Source organism: Vibrio sp. R78045 (assembly GCF_042466085.1).
GTDB classification, from domain to species: Bacteria; Pseudomonadota; Gammaproteobacteria; order Enterobacterales; family Vibrionaceae; genus Vibrio; species Vibrio cyclitrophicus.
Window position 1 is genome coordinate 877,811 of sequence record NZ_JAXHBS010000018.1, and the last position, 22,376, is coordinate 900,186.

Below are 22,376 nucleotides of genomic sequence, written 5' to 3' on the forward strand. Positions count from 1 at the left end.
TAGTATGACAACTCAAACTACAATCAATAACGAAAAGCTATCTCCGTGGCCTTGGCAGATCGAAGAGAGCACAACTCGCTTTGATAACGCAGCAATGTCGACAATATTGAAAGACTTAAGCCTTGCTTGTTACGTCGTGAACCACCCAGAAAAAGGTTTAGGCGTAAGCCAAAAATCTGAGATTGCATCGGGCGATTCAGCAAGCTCAGCGAACAGCCAACCTGTTAGCGCCTTTGCTCCTGCTCTTGGTACACAAAGCCTAGGCGACGAAGATTTTCGCCGTTGTCATGGCGTGAAATACGCTTACTATGCAGGTGCAATGGCAAACGGTATTTCATCTGAAGAGTTGGTGATTGCGCTTGGTCAAGCTGGCATTCTTTGTTCATTTGGCGCCGCGGGCTTAATCCCGTCTCGCGTTGAGCAAGCGATCAACCGTATCCAAGCAGCACTGCCAAACGGCCCTTATGCGTTTAACCTGATTCATAGCCCAAGCGAACCCGCACTAGAGCGCGGCAGTGTAGAGCTGTTTTTGAAGCACAAAGTGAAAACGGTTGAGGCTTCTGCCTTCTTAGGTCTAACACCGCAAATCGTTCACTACCGTGCAGCTGGCCTTAGCCGTGATGCACAAGGTGAGATTCAGATTGGAAACAAGGTTATTGCTAAGGTAAGTCGTACTGAAGTCGCGAGTAAGTTCATGCAACCAGCTCCAGCTAAAATGCTGCAAGCTCTAGTTGATGAAGGTCGAATCACAGCAGAACAGATGGAACTGGCGCAGCTGGTTCCTATGGCTGATGACATTACCGCAGAAGCAGATTCTGGTGGTCACACCGATAACCGTCCACTGGTTACTCTACTGCCAACGATTCTTGCACTGAAAGAGCAAATCCAAGCACAGTACCAATTCAAAACTCCGCTACGTGTCGGTTGTGGTGGTGGCGTAGGTACGCCTGACGCTGCTCTAGCGACGTTTAACATGGGTGCTGCTTACATTGTTACCGGTTCAATCAACCAAGCGTGTGTTGAGGCTGGCGCGAGCGAACACACACGTAAGCTGCTTTCGACAACCGAAATGGCTGACGTGACTATGGCTCCGGCAGCAGACATGTTCGAAATGGGCGTGAAACTGCAAGTGGTTAAGCGTGGTACCTTGTTCCCAATGCGTGCAAACAAACTGTACGAACTTTACACTCGCTACGATTCAATTGAAGCGATTCCAGTAGAAGAGCTCCTGAAACTTGAGAAGCAAGTATTCCGTTCAACACTAGATGATATTTGGGCGGGGACTGTGGCGCACTTTAACGAGCGCGATCCTAAACAGATAGAACGCGCTGAAGGCAACCCAAAGCGTAAAATGGCGTTGATCTTCCGTTGGTACTTGGGTCTTTCTAGCCGTTGGTCAAACACCGGCGAACAAGGTCGTGAGATGGATTACCAAGTATGGGCTGGCCCTGCACTTGGCGCATTCAACGCATGGGCGAAAGACAGCTACCTAGATGATTACCAGCAGCGTAATGCAGTCGACCTAGCAAAACACCTAATGCACGGCGCAGCCTACTTGGCTCGTGTTAACCTGCTGACTTCGCAAGGTATCAAGCTTGATCCGGAACTAGCACGCTGGAAGCCGACGCAAAGAATGGCCTAGGCATTTCAATACAGCGTTAATTAAGCTCAACGAATAAAAAAAGCGACCTTAACGGGTCGCTTTTCTTTTGGTTATTCTTCTTAAACTAGCTAAGAGATTAAGATTTCTGCATACGCTTTTTCAGTCGAGCTAAGTCAATTTCACTAGAGCGAACAGTCAACTTAATACACTCGTAATCGTACTCTTCTTTAACCACACTCATGTTTGAGCGAATCTCACCGATGATGCCTTGGCCAGAATAAGGAATCGTGATCTCTTCTTCGATCATGCCCTCTTCTGCAACACCAACGATGTACTTGTGCAGTTTAGTGATATCTAGCGGATCACGAGTCGACGTTAGCATCGCATCTGGGAATTCTTCGATCAGCTCTAATTGCTGCTCTTCAGTCAATCTATCGCACTTATTCAGCACTAACAGTTTTTCGCTGCCTTCAACGCCCACTTGTGCTAATACATCGTGTACCACATCAAGCTGTGCACGGAATGAAACGTCAGAAGCATCAACCACATAAAGCAGCAATGAAGCATCATGCGCTTCTGCTAGCGTTGAGTGGAATGAAGCAACCAGATCGTGTGGCAATTTCTTGATGAAACCAACGGTGTCTGAAACCAAGATACGCGGTTGAGTAATTGGTTGAAGTGCACGAACCGTAGTATCTAGTGTTGCGAACAGTTTATCTTCACCCACCACTTCGGTTGCGGTCATTGCACGCATCATCGAAGATTTACCGGCATTGGTGTAGCCAACTAAAGCAACAGTGAAAAGCTCCGCACGCCTTGTGCGTCGGGTCTTCATTTCATCTTGTACGCTTACTAGCTCACGCTTAAGCGCAGCAATTTGGTCACGTACGTTACGACGGTCTAGCTCAAGTGAAGTTTCACCGGCGCCCTGACCCATTTGACGCTCTTTATCACCCTCAGCCGTTTCACGCAGTCGCGGCACTAAGTAGTTTAGACGAGCGATATCAACTTGCAGACGAGCAGTACGAGTACGAGCGTGACGGCTGAAAATTTCGATGATGATACCAGTACGGTCAAATACTTCCACACCCAAACTCGCCTCAACAGTACGCATTTGAGATGGACTTAAATCACAGTCGAATACCACAACATCAGCGGCACCGTATTGGAAGTTGCCCGTTGGAAGATCATCAAAATCTAACTCATCGATTTCAGAATCAAACAAACCCGACTCATCAAGAAAGTCTTCATCTTCAGCTTCTTCAATAGAGCCTTGGTAACCAGTTAGATGTGCAATTTCGGCAAGCTTACCTGCACCCAACACATTCTGTCTTTGAGATGAACTGTGGTGTTGCGATTGTGTACCGACGACTTTAAACCCTAGGGTTGTCACTAAGCGAGCAAGTTCGGCAAGAGACTCTTTTGCTTCGTCACCTTTAAAATCCGGTGTCGTAATAGAAATAAGTAAAGCGTTATTCGCCGCTGGTTTTGCTGTTAGTTTCATGTATTCTTCTGTTTATGCACCAAGGTGCAACCTAGTTTTTGGTCTAAAGTAGTGTGATCCTACGCGTTTCTACGTCAGCTTTATAGAGCTAAGGGATACTAAATCAAGATATTATTGCAGTAGAAGCATATATATCGTTTATCCCTCTGTTTTTATAAGGGATAAAAAGCAAGTATAGACAACGAAAAAGGCAGCATCACATTACTTATTAGTAGTTGGTGATACTGCCTTTGATTTAGACATGAACTTTGATTGTTAAACTAACTCAGCAACTAGAAGTCGATTCTCGCTTCGGTTTGAGCATCGAAGAATACCGCCTTTGATAAGTCAAAATGCAGCGGTGCCATTTGACCAACCGATACTTCAAACTCTGGCGACAAACGACACGCGACTTCTTGATCGTTCACTTTAACCATTGCGATGGTATCTGGCCCTGTCGGTTCCAGCACCTCCAGTTGTAAGTCTAGCTTTGTGGAGGCAGAAACATCATCACTTTCTTGCTCGGTAATGTGCTCAGGACGTAGCCCTATCACCAATTCCTTGCCATCTTGGTCGCGCATACTCTGTGGCAATCGAATGTGGTGTTCTTGTTCGGCAGTGCCCACAACCTTAATAATTGGATTCTGTTCCTCATCCAAATCCACCATGGTCTTAATGAAGTTCATTGATGGTGACCCCATAAAGCCCGCTACGAACATGTTGTTTGGCTTGGTGTAGATCTCTTGTGGAGTACCGAGTTGCTGCAGTTCACCGTCTTTCATTACTGCGATGCGATCTGCAAGAGTCATAGCTTCGATCTGATCATGGGTTACATAAACAATCGTGGTATTCAGCTTCTGGTGCAAACGTTTGATCTGGTGGCGCATTTCAACACGCAGCTTGGCATCCAAGTTAGAAAGCGGCTCATCAAACAGATACAGCTTAGGACGACGAGCCAAGGCGCGCCCCATCGCGACACGTTGACGCTGACCACCAGAAAGTTGCGACGGTTTACGATCCAGCAACTGTTCGATTTGCAGCATTTCAGCCACTCGGTTTACTTCTGCATCGATCTCGTCCTGTGGCATCTTACGGATCTTCAAACCGAAAGCGATATTGCCGCGTACCGTCATGTTTGGGTAAAGCGCGTACGACTGGAATACCATCGCAATATCGCGATCTTTAGGTTCTACCTGCGCCACGTCTACACCATCAATTACAATCTCACCCGAGCTAATATTCTCGAGCCCAGCGATGGTGTTCATTAGAGTGGATTTCCCACACCCCGAAGGGCCGACAAGTATCAAAAATTCCCCCGAATCGATACTGATGTCGATGCCCTTTAACGTTTCGTTGTCCGCGTTGCGATAGGTTTTACGGATCTGTTTTAAATCTAATGTTGCCATGGGTAATTATCCTTTTACTGATCCTGCCGTTAGGCCACGAACAAAATATTTTCCTGCGAAGACGTACACCAACAGCGTTGGCAGTGCGGCGATGATCGCGGCAGCCATGTCGACGTTATATTCTTTAACGCCTGTGCTGGTGTTGACTAGGTTGTTTAATGCCACGGTGATCGGCTGAGTTTCTGAGCCCGAATACACCACCCCGAACAAGAAATCATTCCAGATTGCGGTGAACTGCCAGATCACCGTCACCATGATGATTGGCGTTGAGATCGGTAATAAGATCTTGAAGAAAATGGTAAAGAAGCCTGCACCATCCAGTTTTGCCGCTTTGATCAATTCATCAGGAATCGAGATATAGAAGTTACGGAAAAACAGGGTCGTAAACGCCATGCCGTAGATAACGTGCACGATCACCAGACCAATGGTCGTGTTAGCCAAGCCCATCTTGCCAAGCATGGTTGCCATCGGCAGTAGCACCACTTGGAACGGAATGAAGCAACCAAACAACAGCAAGCTGAAGAACAGGTTCGAGCCTCGGAATTGCCATTTCGTCACTACATAACCATTGAATGCACCCAACAATGTTGAAATCGCAACCGCAGGAATCACCATTTGGAACGAGTTCCAGAAATAGCCTTTGATACCTTCACATTTCACGCCCGTACAGGCGGTATCCCACGCTTTATACCAAGCATCGAAAACCCACTCTTTCGGCAAGCTCATTAAGTTACCCGCCTTGATGTCAGGCAGAGTTTTGAATGACGTCAGCGCCATTACAAACAGTGGCATTAAATACACCAAGCAGAAGAAAAGCAGTGCTGAATAGATAAAGATTCGAGCAAAATTGATGTTATTCATCATGACTTTTTCTCCCTAAGTTCAGAGTAAAGATAAGGCACGAGAATCGCTAAGATACCAGCAAGCATCATCATGGCACTGGCAGCACCAAGGCCAATTTGTCCGCGAGTAAAGGAGTGGGCGTACATAAATAGCGCTGGAAGATCCGATGAATAACCCGGGCCACCCGCCGTCATTGCCGTCACAAGGTCAAAGCTCTTAATTGCAATGTGTGAGGTGATGATCACCGCACTGAAAACCACAGGGCGCAAGCAAGGTAAAATGATTTTGAGATAGATAGTGGGTAAGCTTGCCCCATCGATTTGAGCCGCTTTGATGATTGAAGAATCGATGCCACGCAGACCTGCTAAGAACATCGCCATCACGAATCCAGAAGACTGCCAAAGTGCTGCGATAACCAAGGTGTAAACGGACATTTCAGAATTGACGAGCCAATCGAATTTGAAGTCAGTAAAGCCCCAGTCTTGCATCAGCTTTTCAATGCCAAGACCCGGGTTAAGAATCCATTTCCACGCCGTACCCGTCACAATGAATGACAACGCCATTGGGTAGAGATAGATAGTGCGAATCGCGCCTTCTTGGCGGATATTTTGGTCAAGCAACACAGCCAAACCAACACCTAACAAGATAGCAATCGCCATGAATAGAAAACCAAACACACCGAGGTTGGTGATTGAGGTGATCCAGCGATCGTTATCCATCAGCTTTTCATATTGGGTTAAACCAACGAAGTTAAAGCTCGGCAGAAATCGAGAGTTGGTGAACGACAAAGCTGCCGTCCAAAATATATAACCGTAGATACACACCACGGTCACTAACGCAGTTGGCGCCAGCACAATTTTAGGTAACCAATGTTGCAACCTGTCAGCAAAACTCGGTTTCGGTGCCGGCTGGCTCCTTGTGGGTTTTGGAGTCGACTCAGTCAAAACATGCTCCATAACTTATCCTTGTTGCACAATCGAGCCAATGGCTTACCTTTCGGCACCACATCAGCATCACGCATATTAGAATTGGGAGTGAAGAGCAGATAGGCTCCCTACGAGCCTACCCACCCTGGGGGTTCGATAAAGCAACACAACCCGACACTCACGTGCGTTGTGTGTCACTTATCAAGTTTGATTAGATAGCCGCTTTCACTGCTTTTGCTAACTTAGCTGCCGCTTGTTTCGGATCGGCATCTTTCTCATTGAAGAAATTGGTCACTACGTCATAGATAGCGCCTTGAGCGTAGCTTGTTGTCGCTAGGCCGTGAGCCATACTCGGAACAAGATCGCCCGATTCAGCACTTGCTTTGAAGGTTGCCATTGAGTCCAACGCACATTGGTCAAACTTAGACATATCCATATCTAGACGTACAGGGATAGAACCTTTGTTAAGGTTAAAGACTTCTTGGAAATCTTTGGTAAGAATAGTTTTTGCCAGGTCTTGCTGCGCTTTTTGGTTCTCTTTGTCACTTAACTCAAAGAACGCAAAGCTATCGATATTGAAGGTAAATTGACCGTCAGTACCTGGAGCTGGTGCACAGATGTAATCTTTACCCGGCACTTTACCTGCCGCAGTAAATTCACCTTTCGCCCAATCACCCATGATTTGCATCGCGGCTTCGCCATTGATAACCATTGACGTTGCTACGTTCCAATCACGACCGGGAGAGTTGCTGTCGATGTAGTCACGCATCTTTTTGAACTTGGTGAAGACTTCCACCATCTTGTCGCCAGATAACACATCCATATCAAGATCAACGAACGCTTTGTTGTAATCTTCACTGCCTAATACATCAAGTGCTACTGCTTCGAATACCGTCGCGTCTTGCCAAGGCTGGCCACCATGAGCCAGTGGAATAAAGCCAGCCGCTTTAATCTTGTCTGCAGCAACAAAGAACTCATCTAACGTAGTTGGAACCGTAACGCCTGACTTTTCTAAAACAACAGGGTTAGCCCAAAGCCAGTTAACACGGTGAACGTTAACAGGAACCGCGACATATTCACCATCCCACTTCATCACTTTAGTCACTACTTCTGGTAGTAGTTCATCCCACTGTTCTTGTTTCGCTGTTGCATCGAGAGACGTTAGAAAACCTAAACCACCCCACTCCTGAATATCATGACCTTTGATCTGCGCTGCAGATGGTGGGTTGCCTGATACTGCTCGCGTTTTTAAAACGGTCATCGCACTTTCACCGCCGCCACCAGCCACTGCAAAATCTTTCCAAGTATGGCCTTGTTCTTCAATCATCTCTTTCAGTACCGCAGCGGATTTCGCTTCGCCACCGGCAGTCCACCAGTGAAGCACTTCCACTTCACCAGCTTGAGAAAATGTTGAGGCAGCAAGAAGAGATAGAGTAAGTAGGGTTTTATTGATTTTCATTATAATCTTCCATGTTTAGCGGACTCGACGTCCGGTTCAATAAAGAGTCTACTTATTTTGATTTTTAGGATTGAAACAAAAGGTAAGACTTATGTAACACAATTGTTACATTATACTTCTAAGCCTCTTGGTATATAGACTTTGGCTTCTAAACCACCTTGAGGGCAGTTGCGAATAATGAGATCTCCGCCGTGTCCATGCAGAATATTTCGGCAGATCCCGAGGCCAAGTCCGTGTCCTTGGTCATCGGTTGCGAGCCTAAAGTAGGGTTCGAAAACCAACTCTAACTTGTCTTCAGGGATACCCTTACCGTGATCTTGAATCGTCACAACCACCCATACAGAATCACTACCGATATCTACCTCAGCTGATTTCCCATATTTCACCGCATTATCTATGAGGTTGGTCAGCACACGTTTTATGGCTAATGGTTTGGCGACTAACGGTTCAACCACGGACGGCTCAAACTCAACTAAGGTTTGATGTTGGTTGTGCAGTTCAATTACAGAGAGCATCATCTCGTTGAGATCGATAATGGCATTGTTTTCATGAAGGTCTGTGTCTCTCACAGCCTGAAGAGCACCTTTAACCATCATCTCAAGCTCATCAAGATCTTTATTGAATTTGTCTTTCTTTACTTCACTTTCCAACAATTCTGCCCGTAACCTGAGTCGGGTGATAGGTGTCTTTAAGTCATGAGAAATAGCAGAGAAAAGATGTTCACGGTCGGCAACATAGCGACGAATCCGTTGCTGCATGCGATTAAAAGCTCGGGTCGCGGTGACCAGTTCTGTTGCCCCTTCTTCGTTAAGCGGAGGCTGCTGAATATCCATACTCATTTCATTAGCCGCTCTTGCTAACTTTTTGAGAGGACGCACTTGGCGACGAATCATAAAATAGGTAAGTACAAGCAGAATGAGCGTTGAAGATACTAAGAAAATCACCTGTTCCCGACCGAGAATTGTATCGTCGAGCTTTACATAAGGCGCAGGCAACAACGCCGCAATATAGACCCATTCATGGCTCTTTAATTCTATTTGGACAACCAGAATAGGAGGATTGAGAGGTTCTAACGTTAGAGTATGATGTGCCCACGATCGCGGGAGGTCGCTTAAATAGATATCATTTTTAAGCAAACGAAGATGCTCAGGTCGCGAAAAGTCGACCCTTACCGATTCGACTTTATTGAGCTTGCTACTTAAAACACTTTCTATCGCTTCTATCGATGCGGTTTTTAAGCGGGTGTCAGGGATAGGCTCAACAATCAAAGCCTCTTTATTGAAAGAAACGAAGAAGCGCGTACCGCCCATATTGCGGATCTGATCTAATACGATATGACGATACTTGACGGGCAAAGATTGGAAGAAAGTCACCGTTGAGGCAAACATGTTTGCCATGCTCGACGAGGCAGAACGAATCCCCTCCAGTTCTTTGTGTTTGGATTCGCTATACCAAATAGATGTAGCGATACCTTGAGCAATCACAACGGCTAACAAGGTCAGCAACAATGTTCTTGCGACCAAGGAGTTTGGTTTTAATCTACTCAACCACTTCATGCGAGATACTTTATCCGGAATACTTCATTGGAAATGACTCTATTAGCATTAGTTCATTAACAGTAAGTCATGCTTAGTGTTCATACTGAACAGACACAGCGAGAATATAGCCGTTACCGCGCATGGTTTTGATGTAGTGAGGATATTTTCCGCTATCGCCCAATCGACTTCTCAGGCGACTAAGCTGTACATCAATGCCACGTTCAAAAGGCAGCGCTTCACGACCTCTAGTAGCAAAAGATATGGTGTCACGATCTAGAACTTCGTTTGGACGAGTTAAAAACAACATTAACAATGAAAAGTCGCTGCCCGACAAGTCCATCTCTTCTGAGTTTTCATTGTGAGAGATTCGATGCGCGAGCGTATCGAGAGTCCAGTCACCAAAAATGATCTGCTTTGGTAGTGCATCGCTTGGCTTGTCATCCACCACTTGAACACGTCGTAATAACGCTTTAATACGAGCCATTAACTGACGAGGGCTAAACGGTTTGGCGATGTAGTCATCGGCACCAATTTCTAAACCGATAATCTGGTCGGTTTCATCCGATACCGCCGTTAGCATGATGATTGGCACATTGGATCGTTTGCGGACTCGTTGGCACAAGGTAAAACCATCATCACCGGGTAGCATCACATCAAGCAGAATCAGATCTGGATAACCTTGCTTTTGCAAATGAGCTTCTAGTTCAACACCATCTCCCACAGAAGAAACATCGAAACCAGATTTTGTGAGGTACTCTTCCAGCAGTTCGCGGATTTCTTGATCATCATCCACCACGAGAATTCGAGTATTTGTTGGCATCGCCCAAACCTATTAAATTTACAACTTATTCACATAGTGTATAGGCTGGCCGATTGTTTGATTATTGACATGTTTGTAAAGTTAGAAGAACAAACAGATAAAGATCACAACTTAGTGACCTCTATCTGAATCTTAACGGCTTAATCCGCTATTGGTTGATTATGACGAGCAGCTGATCTCCATGGCTTTGCCCCACTCAGGAGGTAGAGCCGCTAGATGTTCATAGTCCGGATGTTCCGCATAAGGGTTTGCAAGCACCACCATCAAAGCGTCAATGTCGCTACTATCACCGCGCTCAGCTTTATCGATAGCTAGTTGAGCTAGATAGTTTCTGAGAATGTATTTCGGGTTTACCTGTCGCATGTTTTCGCAGCGCTTTACCACTGAACTCTCTTCTAATTCGCAGCGCTGTAAATAGTTATCTACCCATAGCTTCGCGGCCTCGCGATCGATAACCAAATCAATCACGTCTTGAGGCTTCAATGTATCTAGGTTCGACAGTGTCCTAAAGAACCTTGGGTAATCGACTTTGTTTTGCGACATCAGCTCGAACATAGATTCAAACAAACGACTATCGCCCTCTTGTTTCGAAAGCAGCCCTAACTTACGACGCATCATCTGACTGAAATAACCGTTCATTTGTGGTTCGTACTGCTCTAACGCCGCCTCTAAGTCGGCCTTATCCACCAACGGAGAAAGTGAGTGAGCCAGTGCCGATAGGTTCCACAATCCAATTCGAGGTTGCTGATTGAAAGCATAACGACCTTGATAATCGGAATGGTTGCAGATCAAGCGAGGATCATATTCATCAAGAAATGCAAACGGGCCGTAATCGAAGGTTTGCCCGATGATCGACATGTTATCGGTGTTCATCACCCCATGAGCAAAACCATTCGCTTGCCACAAGGCCACCATTTCTGCGGTGCGGTCAACAATCAGGTTAAACATAGCAGCGTAAGGTTTCTCAGCATCCAAACACTCAGGGAAGTGCCATTCAATCACTTTATCGGCCAACAACTTATGCTCAGCCAATTGATTGGTATAAAAAAGGTGTTCAAAGTGACCGAAACGGATGTGTGATTCAGCAGCACGCACCAACAATGCGCCCCACTCTTGCTTCTCGCGGTAAACTGGCGTGTCACTGGTCATCATGGCTAATGCACGTGTGGTTGGGATATTAAGCCCTGCCATTGCTTCACTACACAGGTACTCACGTACAGTTGAACGAATAACAGCGCGCCCGTCACCCATACGAGAATAAGGCGTTTTACCTGCACCTTTAAGGTGTAAGTCGAACGTTTCACCACATTTAGCAACAACTTGAGCTAATAACAACCCTCTTCCATCACCTAAATCAGGGTTATAAGAGCCAAACTGATGGCCAGCGTATTTCATTGCTACTGGTGAGAATTGATCAGGTTCAACATTGCCCGATAACGTCTCAAGCAATTCCTCAGAAGCATCTTCAAATGACGGAAAGCCGAGTTCATTCGCAAGGTTATGGTTCCATGAGAGCCATTGAACATTACTGAGCGGTGTAGGTTGAATTGGGGTATAGAACAGTCGAGGTAATGCAGTAAATCGATTGTTAAATGAAATAGAATCCCAGACAGACATGAGAGGCACACTGTAGATAAAAGATAACTTAAGATTATCACAGTTTAGTAACAACTTCAGATTGGCTTACGTGTCTAGTTTGTTGAGCGAAAAGGACTTGACTGCTTTGCGAAGAGAAAAATTAGGTGGCTAGACTGATGAGAAGAGCCACATTTACGAGAATAAGAGTTCTGACTTTGAAGACTTTTTGAAAAGTGTATTCATAATAAAAACTGAAAATATAGAGCCGAAAAGCAGGCTACATTAGAGCGAGAATACCCAGAAGAGAAAGAGTAGAGAAAATCCAAGTACGACTGATTACGCCAAAGTTACTGTGTTGAATCATTTCTTGATGCTGCATATGTATCTCCTTGAGAACGTGATGGTGTAACACCAATATATCGACTTTATGCCGATATCAGCAAGCACATTAATATTAACCTTTTATTACAGCATCAAGAATATTCCGTAATCATTCACCTCTATTATAAAACAGAAAGTTATGCTCGGCTTGTCGTCGAAAGCAGTGCACCAGCACCAATAAAGACACCACCAGTCACACGATTAAAAACCTTGGCTCTACCTTTAGCGAACAACCAATTAGATGATTTAGCTCCTAGATAGGCGTAAACCAATAACCAAGATAACTCCATCACAGCGAAGGTCAAAGCGAACACAGCAAACTGAGGAAGAAGTGCTATTGAAGGATCAATAAACTGTGGGAAAAGTGCGGTAAAAAACAAAATCGCTTTAGGGTTACTCGCACCAACAATAAAACCACTGACATAATGCTTTGCAGCGCTCTCTTTAACAGATTGAGAATCTGCTTTTTGATTCGATAATTTGTCATAATCTTGCTGGCTAGAACGTAATGATTTCCAACCAAGGTAGATAAGATAGGCAGCACCAGTCCATTTGATAATGTTAAAAACCAGTTCCGACGAAGCGATAATCACACCCAAACCGGTAAACGATAACGTAAGAATTCCGGTAATCGCGGTCAAGCTACCCAAGGCAGTAAATATTGATAACTTAAAACCAGACTGCACACCCTTGGTCATGCACAATAAAGAACTTGGCCCAGGTGAAGCTGTCAGTATCAGCACTGCTAGTAAATAATAAATCCATGTATCAAAACTCATCGCGAATTCTCCTTAACTCACTAGAACGTCTAAATATTAAGCATCAATATGTAATAATTATTCATATTAAGCAACTAAATACTGAGCGTAACATCTTCGCTCTAAGCGCAAACAGCCTCAATGTGGACAATAAAAAACGCCATACATTGCTGTATGGCGTTTGAATTAATACCGAGAGGGTTTATTCAGTTGTTAACTGATATCCCTATCTAACTAAAACGGTTTAGTCTTTGTAGATTGAAAACTCATCTGCACAAGCCACTAACTGCTCGCGAGTGATCATGAATACGCCATGGCCACCATTTGAGAACTCAATCCAAGTGAATGGAATCTCAGGGTATTGGTCCATCATGTGAACCATTGAGTTACCCACTTCACAGATCAAGATACCATCATCAGTTAGGTAATCTGGTGCGTTAGACAGAATACGGCGAACCAGTTTAAGGCCATCAGTACCCGCTGCTAGGCCAAGTTCCGGCTCATGAGTAAACTCTTCCGGTAGGCTGTTCATATCTTCTTCGTCCACGTAAGGTGGGTTCGATACGATCAGGTTGTATTTCTCTTTAGGCAAATCACGGAAAAGATCTGAACGGATTGGGAATACTTGTTGCTCCATGCCGTGATCTTGAACGTTCTGCTCTGCAACTTGTAGTGCATCCGTCGAGATATCAATCGCGTCAACTTCAGCATCTGGGAAAGCGTGAGCACATGCGATAGCAATACAACCACTACCCGTACACATATCCATGATACGAACTGGTTCTTCAGTTAACCATGGTTGGAACTGAGCTTCGATCAATTCACCAATTGGAGAGCGAGGCACAAGAACACGCTCATCAACAAAAAACTCAAGGCCACAGAACCAAGCTTTATTGGTTAGGTAAGCCGTTGGTGTACGATCATTGATACGCTTGATCACACGTTCAACGATGCGTAAACGCTCGCTGCTCGTTAGACGAGAGTTCATAACGTGCGAGGGAACATCAATCGGTAGATAAAGAGTAGGTAAAATAAGTTGTACCGCCTCATCCCACGCGTTATCAGTGCCGTGACCATAAAATAGGCCCGCTGCGTTAAAGCGGCTAACAGTCCAACGAATCACATCTTGAAGCGTGTGTAGTTCTGATACCGCTTCTTCTACAAAAATCTTATCCAAAATTGTCTCCGAAAAGCGCTACAATACTGCTAATTACGTTTCTAATTAGAATTCATAACCTGATGAGCAAAAAAGACACCGACTTTGATGACGATTTCGCCCTGTTCAACGATGCAGTAAAGGGCGTTAAAAAGTTGCAACAGGATACCATAGTCCAGCAGCCAAAAAGAAATGCCAAACAAAAAGAAATTACTCGAACGGCAAGACAAGCCAGCGATAGCGAGTTTTATTTCTCTGACGAGTTCATTCCGCACCTTAGTGAGGAAGGGCCAACACGCTATGCGCGTGATGATGTCTCTAAATACGAAGTCAAGCGACTGCGTCGCGGTGTTTACGTGCCTGACGTGTACCTAGATATGCATGGTATGACACAACAAGAAGCAAAGCGCGAACTAGGAGCTATGATTGCTCACTGTATTAAAGAGAGCGTAGCTTGTGCTTGCGTGCAACATGGTATCGGTAAGCACATTCTTAAACAAAAAGTGCCTTTGTGGTTAGCACAACACCCAGATGTAATGGCTTTTCACCAAGCACCTTTAGAATTTGGTGGTAATGGCGCACTACTGGTTTTGCTTTCAATTCCTGAGAAGTAACTCTCATTTACTCGACGGGTTTACTTGTTACCGATTAACTCCTTCCCCCAAAGCCAAAACAACAAAGGGCACCTCAATATGATTGAGGTGCCCTTTCTATTTATCTTTGCTTATTGTTGTCTTTAGGATTTCACCAAGCTTTGTCAGCCTATGGATTAATGTTCCAAAGCAACTCGCCCTTTTGTGTCTCAAGGTCAAATTCAATACAAGCTAAACCAGAAGTCGGAAACATGGGCGGTGCCATGCCTGTCGCGAACTCTGCGGTTAAGTAGCCAACTAGAGGTAAATGAGAAACAAATAAAATGGTCTCTAGTTTTTCTACTTCAGCCATAGCTAAAGCCAAATCAAACACATCGTCGGACATACCATAAGGGGTAATATCATCACAGGTTTCTACTTTTTTTCCAGAAAACGCCTGAGAGATCTCTAACCATGTTTCTTGTGCCCTTAGATATGGGCTCACAAGCACTTTATCGAACTGGCTGAACCCTTGCTCATTTGCAGCTTGTGCCACCGCAAGAGACGCCATTTTGCCGCGCTTCGTTAACGCTCGTTCTGCATCCGAGTTAGCAAAATGTTCTGCTTCACCGTGGCGCATTATGAATATTTTCATGTTCAGTCCTGTCTACGTAACATTTCGAAAGTCGATATATCCCATATCAGCGATACGCTACTTAGCGTTTGGCTCTCAATCCAGAGAATCCGCAGTCTATATAAATAATTATATCAAGTCACTTGCTAAAGAGTCCGACTTTCTTAACAATCTTATTAAAAGAAAATAAATCACTGATAAAAATCGATAAAAGTGATTTAGAAGTCGCCAAAAAGCTCTTGATATCCCAAAATATGAACGCAAGGTTTGCACCTCAAATCATCACGTACATAATTTAAAAACCACCTTCTCTGGAGATGCTTCTGTGCATTTAAGCCCTAATGATGAACATCAATACCGTTACCTAACGCTAAATAACGGATTGCGAGTAATGTTAGTTCAAGATCAAAACGCTCAAAAAGCTGCAGCCGCACTCGCCGTTAATGTTGGGCACTTTGATGACCCTGCAGACCGAGAGGGGTTAGCTCACTACTTAGAGCATATGCTATTTTTGGGAACTGAAAAGTATCCAAAGGTCGGAGAGTTCCAAAGTTTTATCAGCCAACATGGCGGTAGTAACAACGCTTGGACCGGAACAGAACATACCTGCTTCTTTTTTGATGTCGAATTGAATGCATTTGAAACAGCACTCGATCGATTCAGCCAATTTTTTACAGCACCACTTTTTAACGAAGAAGCACTAGATAAAGAACGCCAAGCGGTGGATTCTGAGTACAAGATGAAACTCAATGATGACTCACGACGCTTGTACCAAGTTACCAAAGAATTAGTGAACCACAATCACCCATTCTCGAAGTTTTCTGTCGGTAATATCGATACGTTAGGTGACAGAAACGGTGAAACAATTCGACAAGAGATCTTAGCTTTCCACCAGCAACAGTACTCTGCAGATTTAATGACACTGACATTGTCTGGCAACCAATCATTAGATGAGATGCAAAGTTGGGTGGAGAATCGTTTTAACTCAATCACCAATCACAATCTACAAGGTAAAAAGGTTGAAGTGCCTATTATTGGCGAGTTAAGCACGGGCGTACAGGTCCACGTTGAGCCAATAAAAGAAGTTCGCAAACTGATTTTAACCTTCCCGATGCCAAGCATGGATGAGCACTATGGTATTAAGCCATTGTCATTCTTTGCACACCTTTTAGGTTATGAAGGGGAAGGTAGCTTGATGATGCAGTTAAAAGAGAAAGGTTGGATAACCTCACTCTCAGCTGGTGGCGGCGCAAGCGGCAGTAACTATCGTGATTTCACTGTGAGTTGTTCATTGACCATCGAAGGTTTGACCAAAACAGACCATATTATCCAAGCGGTGTTTCAATACATCAAACTGATCGAACAACAAGGCATTGAAGAGTGGCGCTATTTAGAAAAGCGCGCGGTTTTAGAATCTGCATTCCGCTTTCAAGAACCAGCACGGCCACTCGATGTTGTCAGTCACCTCGTGATCAACATGCAGCACTACCAAGAGCAAGACGTGGTGTATGGCGATTATAAAATGTCGCATTTTGACGAAGAGTTACAACGTTCTTTGCTTTCTTACCTATCTGTCGAAAACATGCGTGCGACCATCGTTGCTCAAGGTTTGGAATACGATAGAGAAGCAAAGTGGTACTTTACGCCCTACTCGGTCACGCCTTTCAGCACAGAGCAAACTCAGTGTTTTATGTGCATAAATCCCGGTTGGCAGTTTGAGCTACCCAGCAAAAACCCATTTATTTGCTATGACCTCGATCCGGCTGAGATCGAAGGCAACGCTGAACACCCACAACTATTGGAAGAGCTTGACGGCTTTAAACTATGGCACCTACAAGACCATCAGTTTCGAGTGCCTAAAGGTGTCGTATATATTGCTATCGACAGCCCTCATTCGGTAGCTAGCCCGAGAAACATCGTAAAAACTCGCCTATGCGTAGAAATGTTTTTGGACTCACTTGAAAAAGATACCTATCAGGCTGAAATTGCTGGTATGGGTTACAACATGTATACCCATCAAGGCGGCGTGACTCTGACTCTTTCTGGGTTCAGCGAGAAGCAGCCACAGTTGCTCAATATGATCCTTGAACATTTCCAAGCTCGTAACTTTAGTCCAACACGCTTCGAAACGATCAAGCATCAATTGCTCAGAAACTGGAACAACGCATCGCAAGATCGTCCTATTTCTCAGCTATTTAATGCGATGACTGGAATACTTCAGCCAAACAACCCACCCTATTCCGTTTTGATAGAAGCCTTGGAAACGATAGAGGTCGATGAGCTTTCTTCCTTTGTTCAAGCTATCTTGGCAGAACTGCACGTAGAAATGTTTGTGTATGGCGATTGGCGACAAGCTGATGCTTATAAGATGGCTGAAACACTTAAAGATGCACTGCGTGTTCAAGATCAGGCTTACGAAGAGTCATTGCGTCCATTAATAATGCTTGGTGAAAACGGCAGTTTCCAACGTGAAGTTGTGTGTAATCAAGATGATTCGGCAATTGTGGTTTACTACCAATGTCCGGATATCTCACCTAAAAACATTGCACTGTATTCGTTGGCAAACCACTTGATGTCAGCTACGTTCTTCCATGAGATTCGCACCAAGCAGCAACTAGGCTATATGGTCGGCACTGGCAACATGCCGCTGAACCGGCACCCAGGTATTGTACTTTACGTGCAGTCGCCTAATGCAGCTCCAGCAGACTTGTTAGCTTCTATAGATGAATTCCTCAATGCCTTTTATATGGTGTTGTTGGAACTTAATGACTATCAATGGCACAGCAGCAAACGCGGGCTTTGGAATCAGATTTCAACGCCAGATACGACTTTACGAGGTAGAGCTCAGCGCTTATGGGTTGCGATTGGCAATAAAGATTTGGAATTCAACCAAAGGGATCGCGTACTAGAAGAGCTCAAAGAGCTGACTCGCTCGGACATGATGCGTTTTGTGGTCAGTCAACTTAAACCTCGTACGGCAAATCGTCTGATTATGCACGCGCAAGGTAATGCACACCATGAAGAAGAAAAGCTGTCCGCAGGTGTGGAAATAGGCTCTATTGATGAGTTTCAGTTACGTCCGAAAGATACTGAACTTGGCTAGTAATTCTAGATAAAAAACCGAAGGTTGATGCGGATGCATCAACCTTTTTTATTGGGGCAATATAAAAGCAGATCTCCTATTACGCTCCTTCGTCGCTTTAGGAGATGACGATAGTTTTGATTGAGATGTGTTTGCCCCCTCATTTATCAACGCAATAACTTACTTTTTGTCTCTCGCTCGTTATTCCCGAGAAAGAGGAACAATTGAATCGAGAATCTCATTCCTTTCGCTCACCCATAAAACAGAAAAGCCCGCATCAACTTGATGCGGGCTCAATAATTAGCGTACTAGAGAGTTACTTATAAAAAGACTCATCCAAACCAGCACGTGTCAGTAGGCCATCACATGGTGCGAAACGATCACCGTACTTCTTAGCGAAATCGTTCATCATCTCAACCAGTGACTTAATGCCCACTTGGTCCATATAACGGAAAGGCCCACCTAAGAATGGCGGGAAACCAATGCCGAAAATAGCACCGATATCACCGTCTCTTGGACTACGTATAATACCATCATCCAGGCAGCGAACCGCTTCGTTTAGCATAGGAAGCACACAGCGCATTGCGATATCGTTATCGCTCAACTTAGGATCTGGTTGTAGCTTAAGCAGCTTGTAAACTGACTTATCGACTTCTTTCTTCTTACCTTTGTAAGTGTAGAAACCTTTGCCACTCTTACGACCTTTACGGTTGTCATTTAAAAGAATATCGAACACATCAGGGCCTTGGAAACGATCGCCGAGTTCATTCACTAAAATCGGAATAATCTTCGCTCCGATATCAACACCTACCTCATCTAACAAGGTAATTGGGCCAACCGGGAAACCGAAATCCAGTAACACGCTGTCAAGTTTTTCAATCGGCTCATTCGCCAGTAACAAGTGCGCAGCTTCATTCATGTACGGAGCAAGAATACGGTTCACATAAAAACCAGCCGTGTCTTTAACAACAATCGGGGTCTTGCCTTGCTTCTTCGCTAATGCCACAACTGTCGAAATCGTCTCTTCTGACGTTGTTTCATGAGGAATAACTTCAACCAATGGCATTTTATCTGCTGGGCTGAAGTAGTGAAGGCCCACAACGTTTTCTGGTCGCTGTGCCTTCTCTGCAATCTTGTGGATTGGCAATGAAGAAGTGTTGGTCGCAAAAATAGTCTCAGGTTTCGCATTCGCCTCAATGTCGGCAATCATCGATTGCTTGAGATCAAGGTCTTCAAATACGGCTTCAATCACGACATCGGTGTGATTAAAGCTCGTAAAATCGATGCCACCAGAAAGCTGCAGCATTTTGCTTTCAAGTTCAGCTTTACTCAAAATGCGACGTTTACGCTGCTTGTCGAACAACTTAAAGTTGTAGTTAAGTGCGTTCAGAACGCCTTCGTTGGAAACGTCTTTAATGCGAACCGGCACTTTAGCTTTAGCAACACTAACATGGCTAATACCAGCCCCCATTAGGCCACCACCCAACACCCCAACACGCTTAACGGCTTTAGGCTCTGCGTCTGCACCGTGCTCTTTTTTCATTTCAGTGGTTGCGAAGAAAATCGAACGCAGGGCTTTGGATTCCGAAGTCATCACCAGCTCAGAGAAACGCTTTGCTTCATACTGAAGGCCTTTGTCGAAGCCGTTCTCGAGGCCATAACGAATTACATCAAGAATCGCATCTGCTGCTGGGTAATTGCCGCGTGTTTTCTGATTAGTTTTCTTAGAAGCTTGTTCGAAAATCACTTTACGACCAAGGCCATTACGTGAAATTAGCTTTTCTTTAGTTGAAGCCTGATTTTGAGACGCTAGGCGTTTGCCTTTTTTGCTACCAGCATTCTTTTCAACAAAGCTTTTAGCCACTTCGAGCAAGATAGTTTCCGGAACACAAGCATCGACTACACCTAAAGATTTTGCTTTCTTAGCACGCAACTGCTTACCCGTAAGGATTAAGTCCAGAGATGGCAATAAACCAATAAGGCGAGGAAGACGTTGTGTGCCGCCCGAGCCGGGCAACAAACCTAGTTGGACTTCTGGCAAACCAAGACGAGTCTTGTCTGAATCGGTACATACGCGATAGTCACAGGAAAGAGCTAGCTCTAAACCACCGCCTAAACAAGGGCCATGTATCGCTGCAACCACTGGGTACGGCAGTTCAGACAGAGTTTGGAACATCTCCTGCCCTTGGCGAGCGAGAGACTGTGCTTCATCAGCCGTTTTACACGCATCAAGCATTCTTACATCAGCACCAGCGATAAAGTTATCTGGCTTCAATGAATGTACGATCAAGCCTTTAACTCGACTTTGCTTTTCTTTTAGCTGCTCAAAAATAGCTTTCATTTCTTCAGCAAAAGCGGCTTGCAGTGTGTTCATTTTCTCGTTTGGCACATCGATCGCAAGCCATGCAATATCTTGATCATCGATACTCAGAGAAAACGCTGCTTTCTTATTGGTTGGTTCACTATTTTTCGATTCAATGGTAGTCGCTGAGTCTGGTTGAGTGACTACTTCTTTTTCTTTTTTTGCATCAAGAGTCGTAGACATTATTCTACCTCCAAGATCATTGCTGCACCTAAACCACCAGCCGCACAAGCTGTATTCAGTGCCAAGCCGCCACCGCGACGTTTCAATTCACGTAATGTTTGAGTCATCATACGTGCGCCAGTTGCTGCAAACGGGTGACCATAAGCAATTGAGCTACCCAGGACGTTGAACTTCTCCATATCAATCTCACCGATCGCTTTGTCACGATCTAAATTCTTCTGAGCAAATTCATCGCTTGCAAACATTTTGACGTTAGCTAGAACTTGGGCTGCAAATGCTTCGTGCATCTCGATCAACGTCAAATCTGAAAGCTCGAGGCCTGTGTTCTTCAACACTTGAGAAGTCGCGTAAGTTGGACCCATCAACATATCTGTTTCAACACCAATCGCTGAAAACGCATAACCACGGATATAACCAAGCACTTCTAAGCCTAGTTCTTTTGCTTTGCCTTCTCGCATCAACATCACTGCTGCACCACCATCAGTAAGCGGTGTAGCATTGGCTGCAGTAACACTACCGTACTTTCTATCAAATGCTGGGCGTAATTTAGCGTAACCCTCAACGGTTGAGTCGTGGCGAATATTGTTATCTTCAGCTAGGTATTTTTTATAAGGTGCTGGGAATGCAGTCATCACTTCATCTTTGATTTTCCCCTCTTTCCAGGCTTTAGAAGCCAAAGAATGAGATCGATGAGCGAGTGCATCTTGCTCTTGACGAGTAATGCTATGGGTTTTAGCCATCTGCTCTGCTGTTTGACCCATTGAAAGGCCTGTTGAGTACTCAGCGACAGCTGGTGGGACTGGCATTAGATCTTTCACTGAAAGCGTTTTAAGAATCTTCAGCTTTTGACCCATAGTTTTCGTTTTGCTTAACGCCAATAAATTTGCCGCCAACTTCTTAGAAACACCGATAGGCAATACAGAAGAGGAATCCGCACCACCGGCAATACCGACATCAATCGTGCCCGCCATAATGCTCTCAGTCACGTTAACCGCCGCTTGAAAGCTAGTTGCACAAGCTCGTGTCACACTGTACGCATCGGTATTAATATCCATGCCGGTGCCAAGCACAATTTCACGTGCAATATTTGGCGCTTCTGGCATCTGTACCACTTGACCAAACACAACTTGTTCAATTAGCGCAGGATCGACATCTGTTCTCGCAAGCATTTCACTCACGACCATTTTTCCTAAGTCGACCGCAGGCACTTGACTAAATTCAGTGCTCTGACGAGCGAATGGGGTTCGTAATCCAGCGACAACGGCAACACGTTCTCCAGAACGGGTTTTGACTTCCTGTTTGCCCATGGTTTCTCCTTAAAGTTAAGAGGTCTGACCTGAAGCATTGTAAAGAAGTTGTTAATTAAATCAAACAAGCGTTTAAATAAACGTGATACGAGTATCTCACTGTTTGAAAATTTAACTGTACCTTCAGGCGAACCTTTTGGGGTGAAAGGTTGTCCTAAGAGACTAAACTATTGTTAAAGGGCACTGTTACTACAGTGTTTGGGGATTGTTTTCTTGAGGCAAAAAAAAAACCACACAAAGATGTGTGGTCGGAATGTATATAAAGCAATTAACTTAACGCCAATT

General features: G+C 44.7%; 16 protein-coding genes. 3 read left to right on the forward strand and 13 right to left on the reverse strand.

Features of this window, described 5'->3' with window-relative positions; all coding sequences use genetic code 11:
• The first annotated feature begins 4 nt into the window (after window positions 1-4).
• The gene (gene pfaD, locus SJY39_RS25725; RefSeq protein ID WP_016791986.1) at window positions 5-1,642 is read left to right on the forward strand and encodes an eicosapentaenoate synthase subunit PfaD; all 1,638 of its coding nucleotides are present in this window, start codon (window positions 5-7) and stop codon (window positions 1,640-1,642) included.
• A gap of 97 nt (window positions 1,643-1,739) precedes the next feature.
• On the opposite strand, the gene hflX is transcribed toward pfaD, so the two are convergent.
• The 10 genes from hflX to prmB all read right to left on the reverse strand — a co-directional run bounded on the left by hflX (window position 1,740) and on the right by prmB (window position 13,972).
• Window positions 1,740-3,107 (reverse strand): GTPase HflX, encoded by a 1,368-nt coding sequence (hflX, locus tag SJY39_RS25730; protein ID WP_010439465.1) that lies wholly within the window; start codon window positions 3,105-3,107, stop codon window positions 1,740-1,742.
• 272 nt (window positions 3,108-3,379) lie between these two features.
• A complete protein-coding gene (locus SJY39_RS25735; protein ID WP_010439463.1) occupies window positions 3,380-4,492 on the reverse strand; it encodes an ABC transporter ATP-binding protein in 1,113 nt (370 codons plus the stop codon).
• A gap of 6 nt (window positions 4,493-4,498) precedes the next feature.
• Window positions 4,499-5,356, reverse strand: a complete 858-nt coding sequence (locus tag SJY39_RS25740) for a carbohydrate ABC transporter permease (RefSeq protein WP_009848502.1) — start codon at window positions 5,354-5,356, stop codon at window positions 4,499-4,501.
• The gene (locus SJY39_RS25745; RefSeq protein ID WP_010439457.1) at window positions 5,353-6,291 is read right to left on the reverse strand and encodes a carbohydrate ABC transporter permease; all 939 of its coding nucleotides are present in this window, start codon (window positions 6,289-6,291) and stop codon (window positions 5,353-5,355) included. The genes SJY39_RS25740 and SJY39_RS25745 overlap by 4 nt, the downstream gene beginning before the upstream one ends.
• A 181-nt stretch (window positions 6,292-6,472) precedes the next feature.
• Window positions 6,473-7,720 carry an ABC transporter substrate-binding protein gene (locus tag SJY39_RS25750; RefSeq protein ID WP_004736057.1) on the reverse strand — a complete coding sequence of 416 codons (1,248 nt, stop codon included), beginning with the start codon at window positions 7,718-7,720 and terminating at the stop codon, window positions 6,473-6,475.
• A gap of 110 nt (window positions 7,721-7,830) precedes the next feature.
• Entirely contained in the window at window positions 7,831-9,276 is a 1,446-nt protein-coding gene (locus tag SJY39_RS25755; RefSeq protein WP_010439452.1) for an ATP-binding protein, read from the reverse strand.
• Between the two features lie 73 nt (window positions 9,277-9,349).
• Complete coding sequence (locus tag SJY39_RS25760; RefSeq protein ID WP_102297401.1) at window positions 9,350-10,078, reverse strand: response regulator; 729 nt, start codon at window positions 10,076-10,078, stop codon at window positions 9,350-9,352.
• Between the two features lie 159 nt (window positions 10,079-10,237).
• Window positions 10,238-11,695, reverse strand: a complete 1,458-nt coding sequence (locus SJY39_RS25765) for a protein adenylyltransferase SelO (protein ID WP_010439449.1) — start codon at window positions 11,693-11,695, stop codon at window positions 10,238-10,240.
• A 479-nt stretch (window positions 11,696-12,174) separates the two neighbouring features.
• Complete coding sequence (locus tag SJY39_RS25770) at window positions 12,175-12,816, reverse strand: LysE family translocator (RefSeq protein WP_010439447.1); 642 nt, start codon at window positions 12,814-12,816, stop codon at window positions 12,175-12,177.
• A gap of 223 nt (window positions 12,817-13,039) precedes the next feature.
• The gene (gene prmB / locus SJY39_RS25775) at window positions 13,040-13,972 is read right to left on the reverse strand and encodes a 50S ribosomal protein L3 N(5)-glutamine methyltransferase (RefSeq protein WP_010439444.1); all 933 of its coding nucleotides are present in this window, start codon (window positions 13,970-13,972) and stop codon (window positions 13,040-13,042) included.
• Window positions 13,973-14,034: 62 nt separating this feature from the next.
• Here prmB and smrB point away from each other — a divergent pair, with 62 nt between their 5' ends.
• Window positions 14,035-14,565: an endonuclease SmrB gene (smrB, locus tag SJY39_RS25780; protein WP_010439442.1), complete on the forward strand. Its 531-nt coding sequence runs from the start codon at window positions 14,035-14,037 to the stop codon at window positions 14,563-14,565.
• Window positions 14,566-14,713: 148 nt separating this feature from the next.
• Here the strand turns inward: smrB and sixA are convergent, their stop codons facing one another.
• Window positions 14,714-15,178 carry a phosphohistidine phosphatase SixA gene (sixA, locus tag SJY39_RS25785; protein ID WP_010439440.1) on the reverse strand — a complete coding sequence of 155 codons (465 nt, stop codon included), beginning with the start codon at window positions 15,176-15,178 and terminating at the stop codon, window positions 14,714-14,716.
• Between the two features lie 304 nt (window positions 15,179-15,482).
• On the opposite strand from sixA, the gene SJY39_RS25790 reads away from it, so the two are divergent.
• A complete protein-coding gene (locus SJY39_RS25790) occupies window positions 15,483-18,260 on the forward strand; it encodes an insulinase family protein (protein ID WP_029189366.1) in 2,778 nt (925 codons plus the stop codon).
• Between the two features lie 295 nt (window positions 18,261-18,555).
• Here the strand turns inward: SJY39_RS25790 and fadJ are convergent, their stop codons facing one another.
• Together fadJ and fadI are read right to left on the reverse strand one after the other, a co-directional pair.
• A complete protein-coding gene (fadJ, locus tag SJY39_RS25795; protein ID WP_016792935.1) occupies window positions 18,556-20,784 on the reverse strand; it encodes a fatty acid oxidation complex subunit alpha FadJ in 2,229 nt (742 codons plus the stop codon).
• Window positions 20,784-22,091 carry an acetyl-CoA C-acyltransferase FadI gene (fadI, locus tag SJY39_RS25800; RefSeq protein ID WP_010439432.1) on the reverse strand — a complete coding sequence of 436 codons (1,308 nt, stop codon included), beginning with the start codon at window positions 22,089-22,091 and terminating at the stop codon, window positions 20,784-20,786. Before fadI ends, fadJ begins: the two co-directional genes overlap by 1 nt.
• Window positions 22,092-22,376 lie beyond the last annotated feature (285 nt).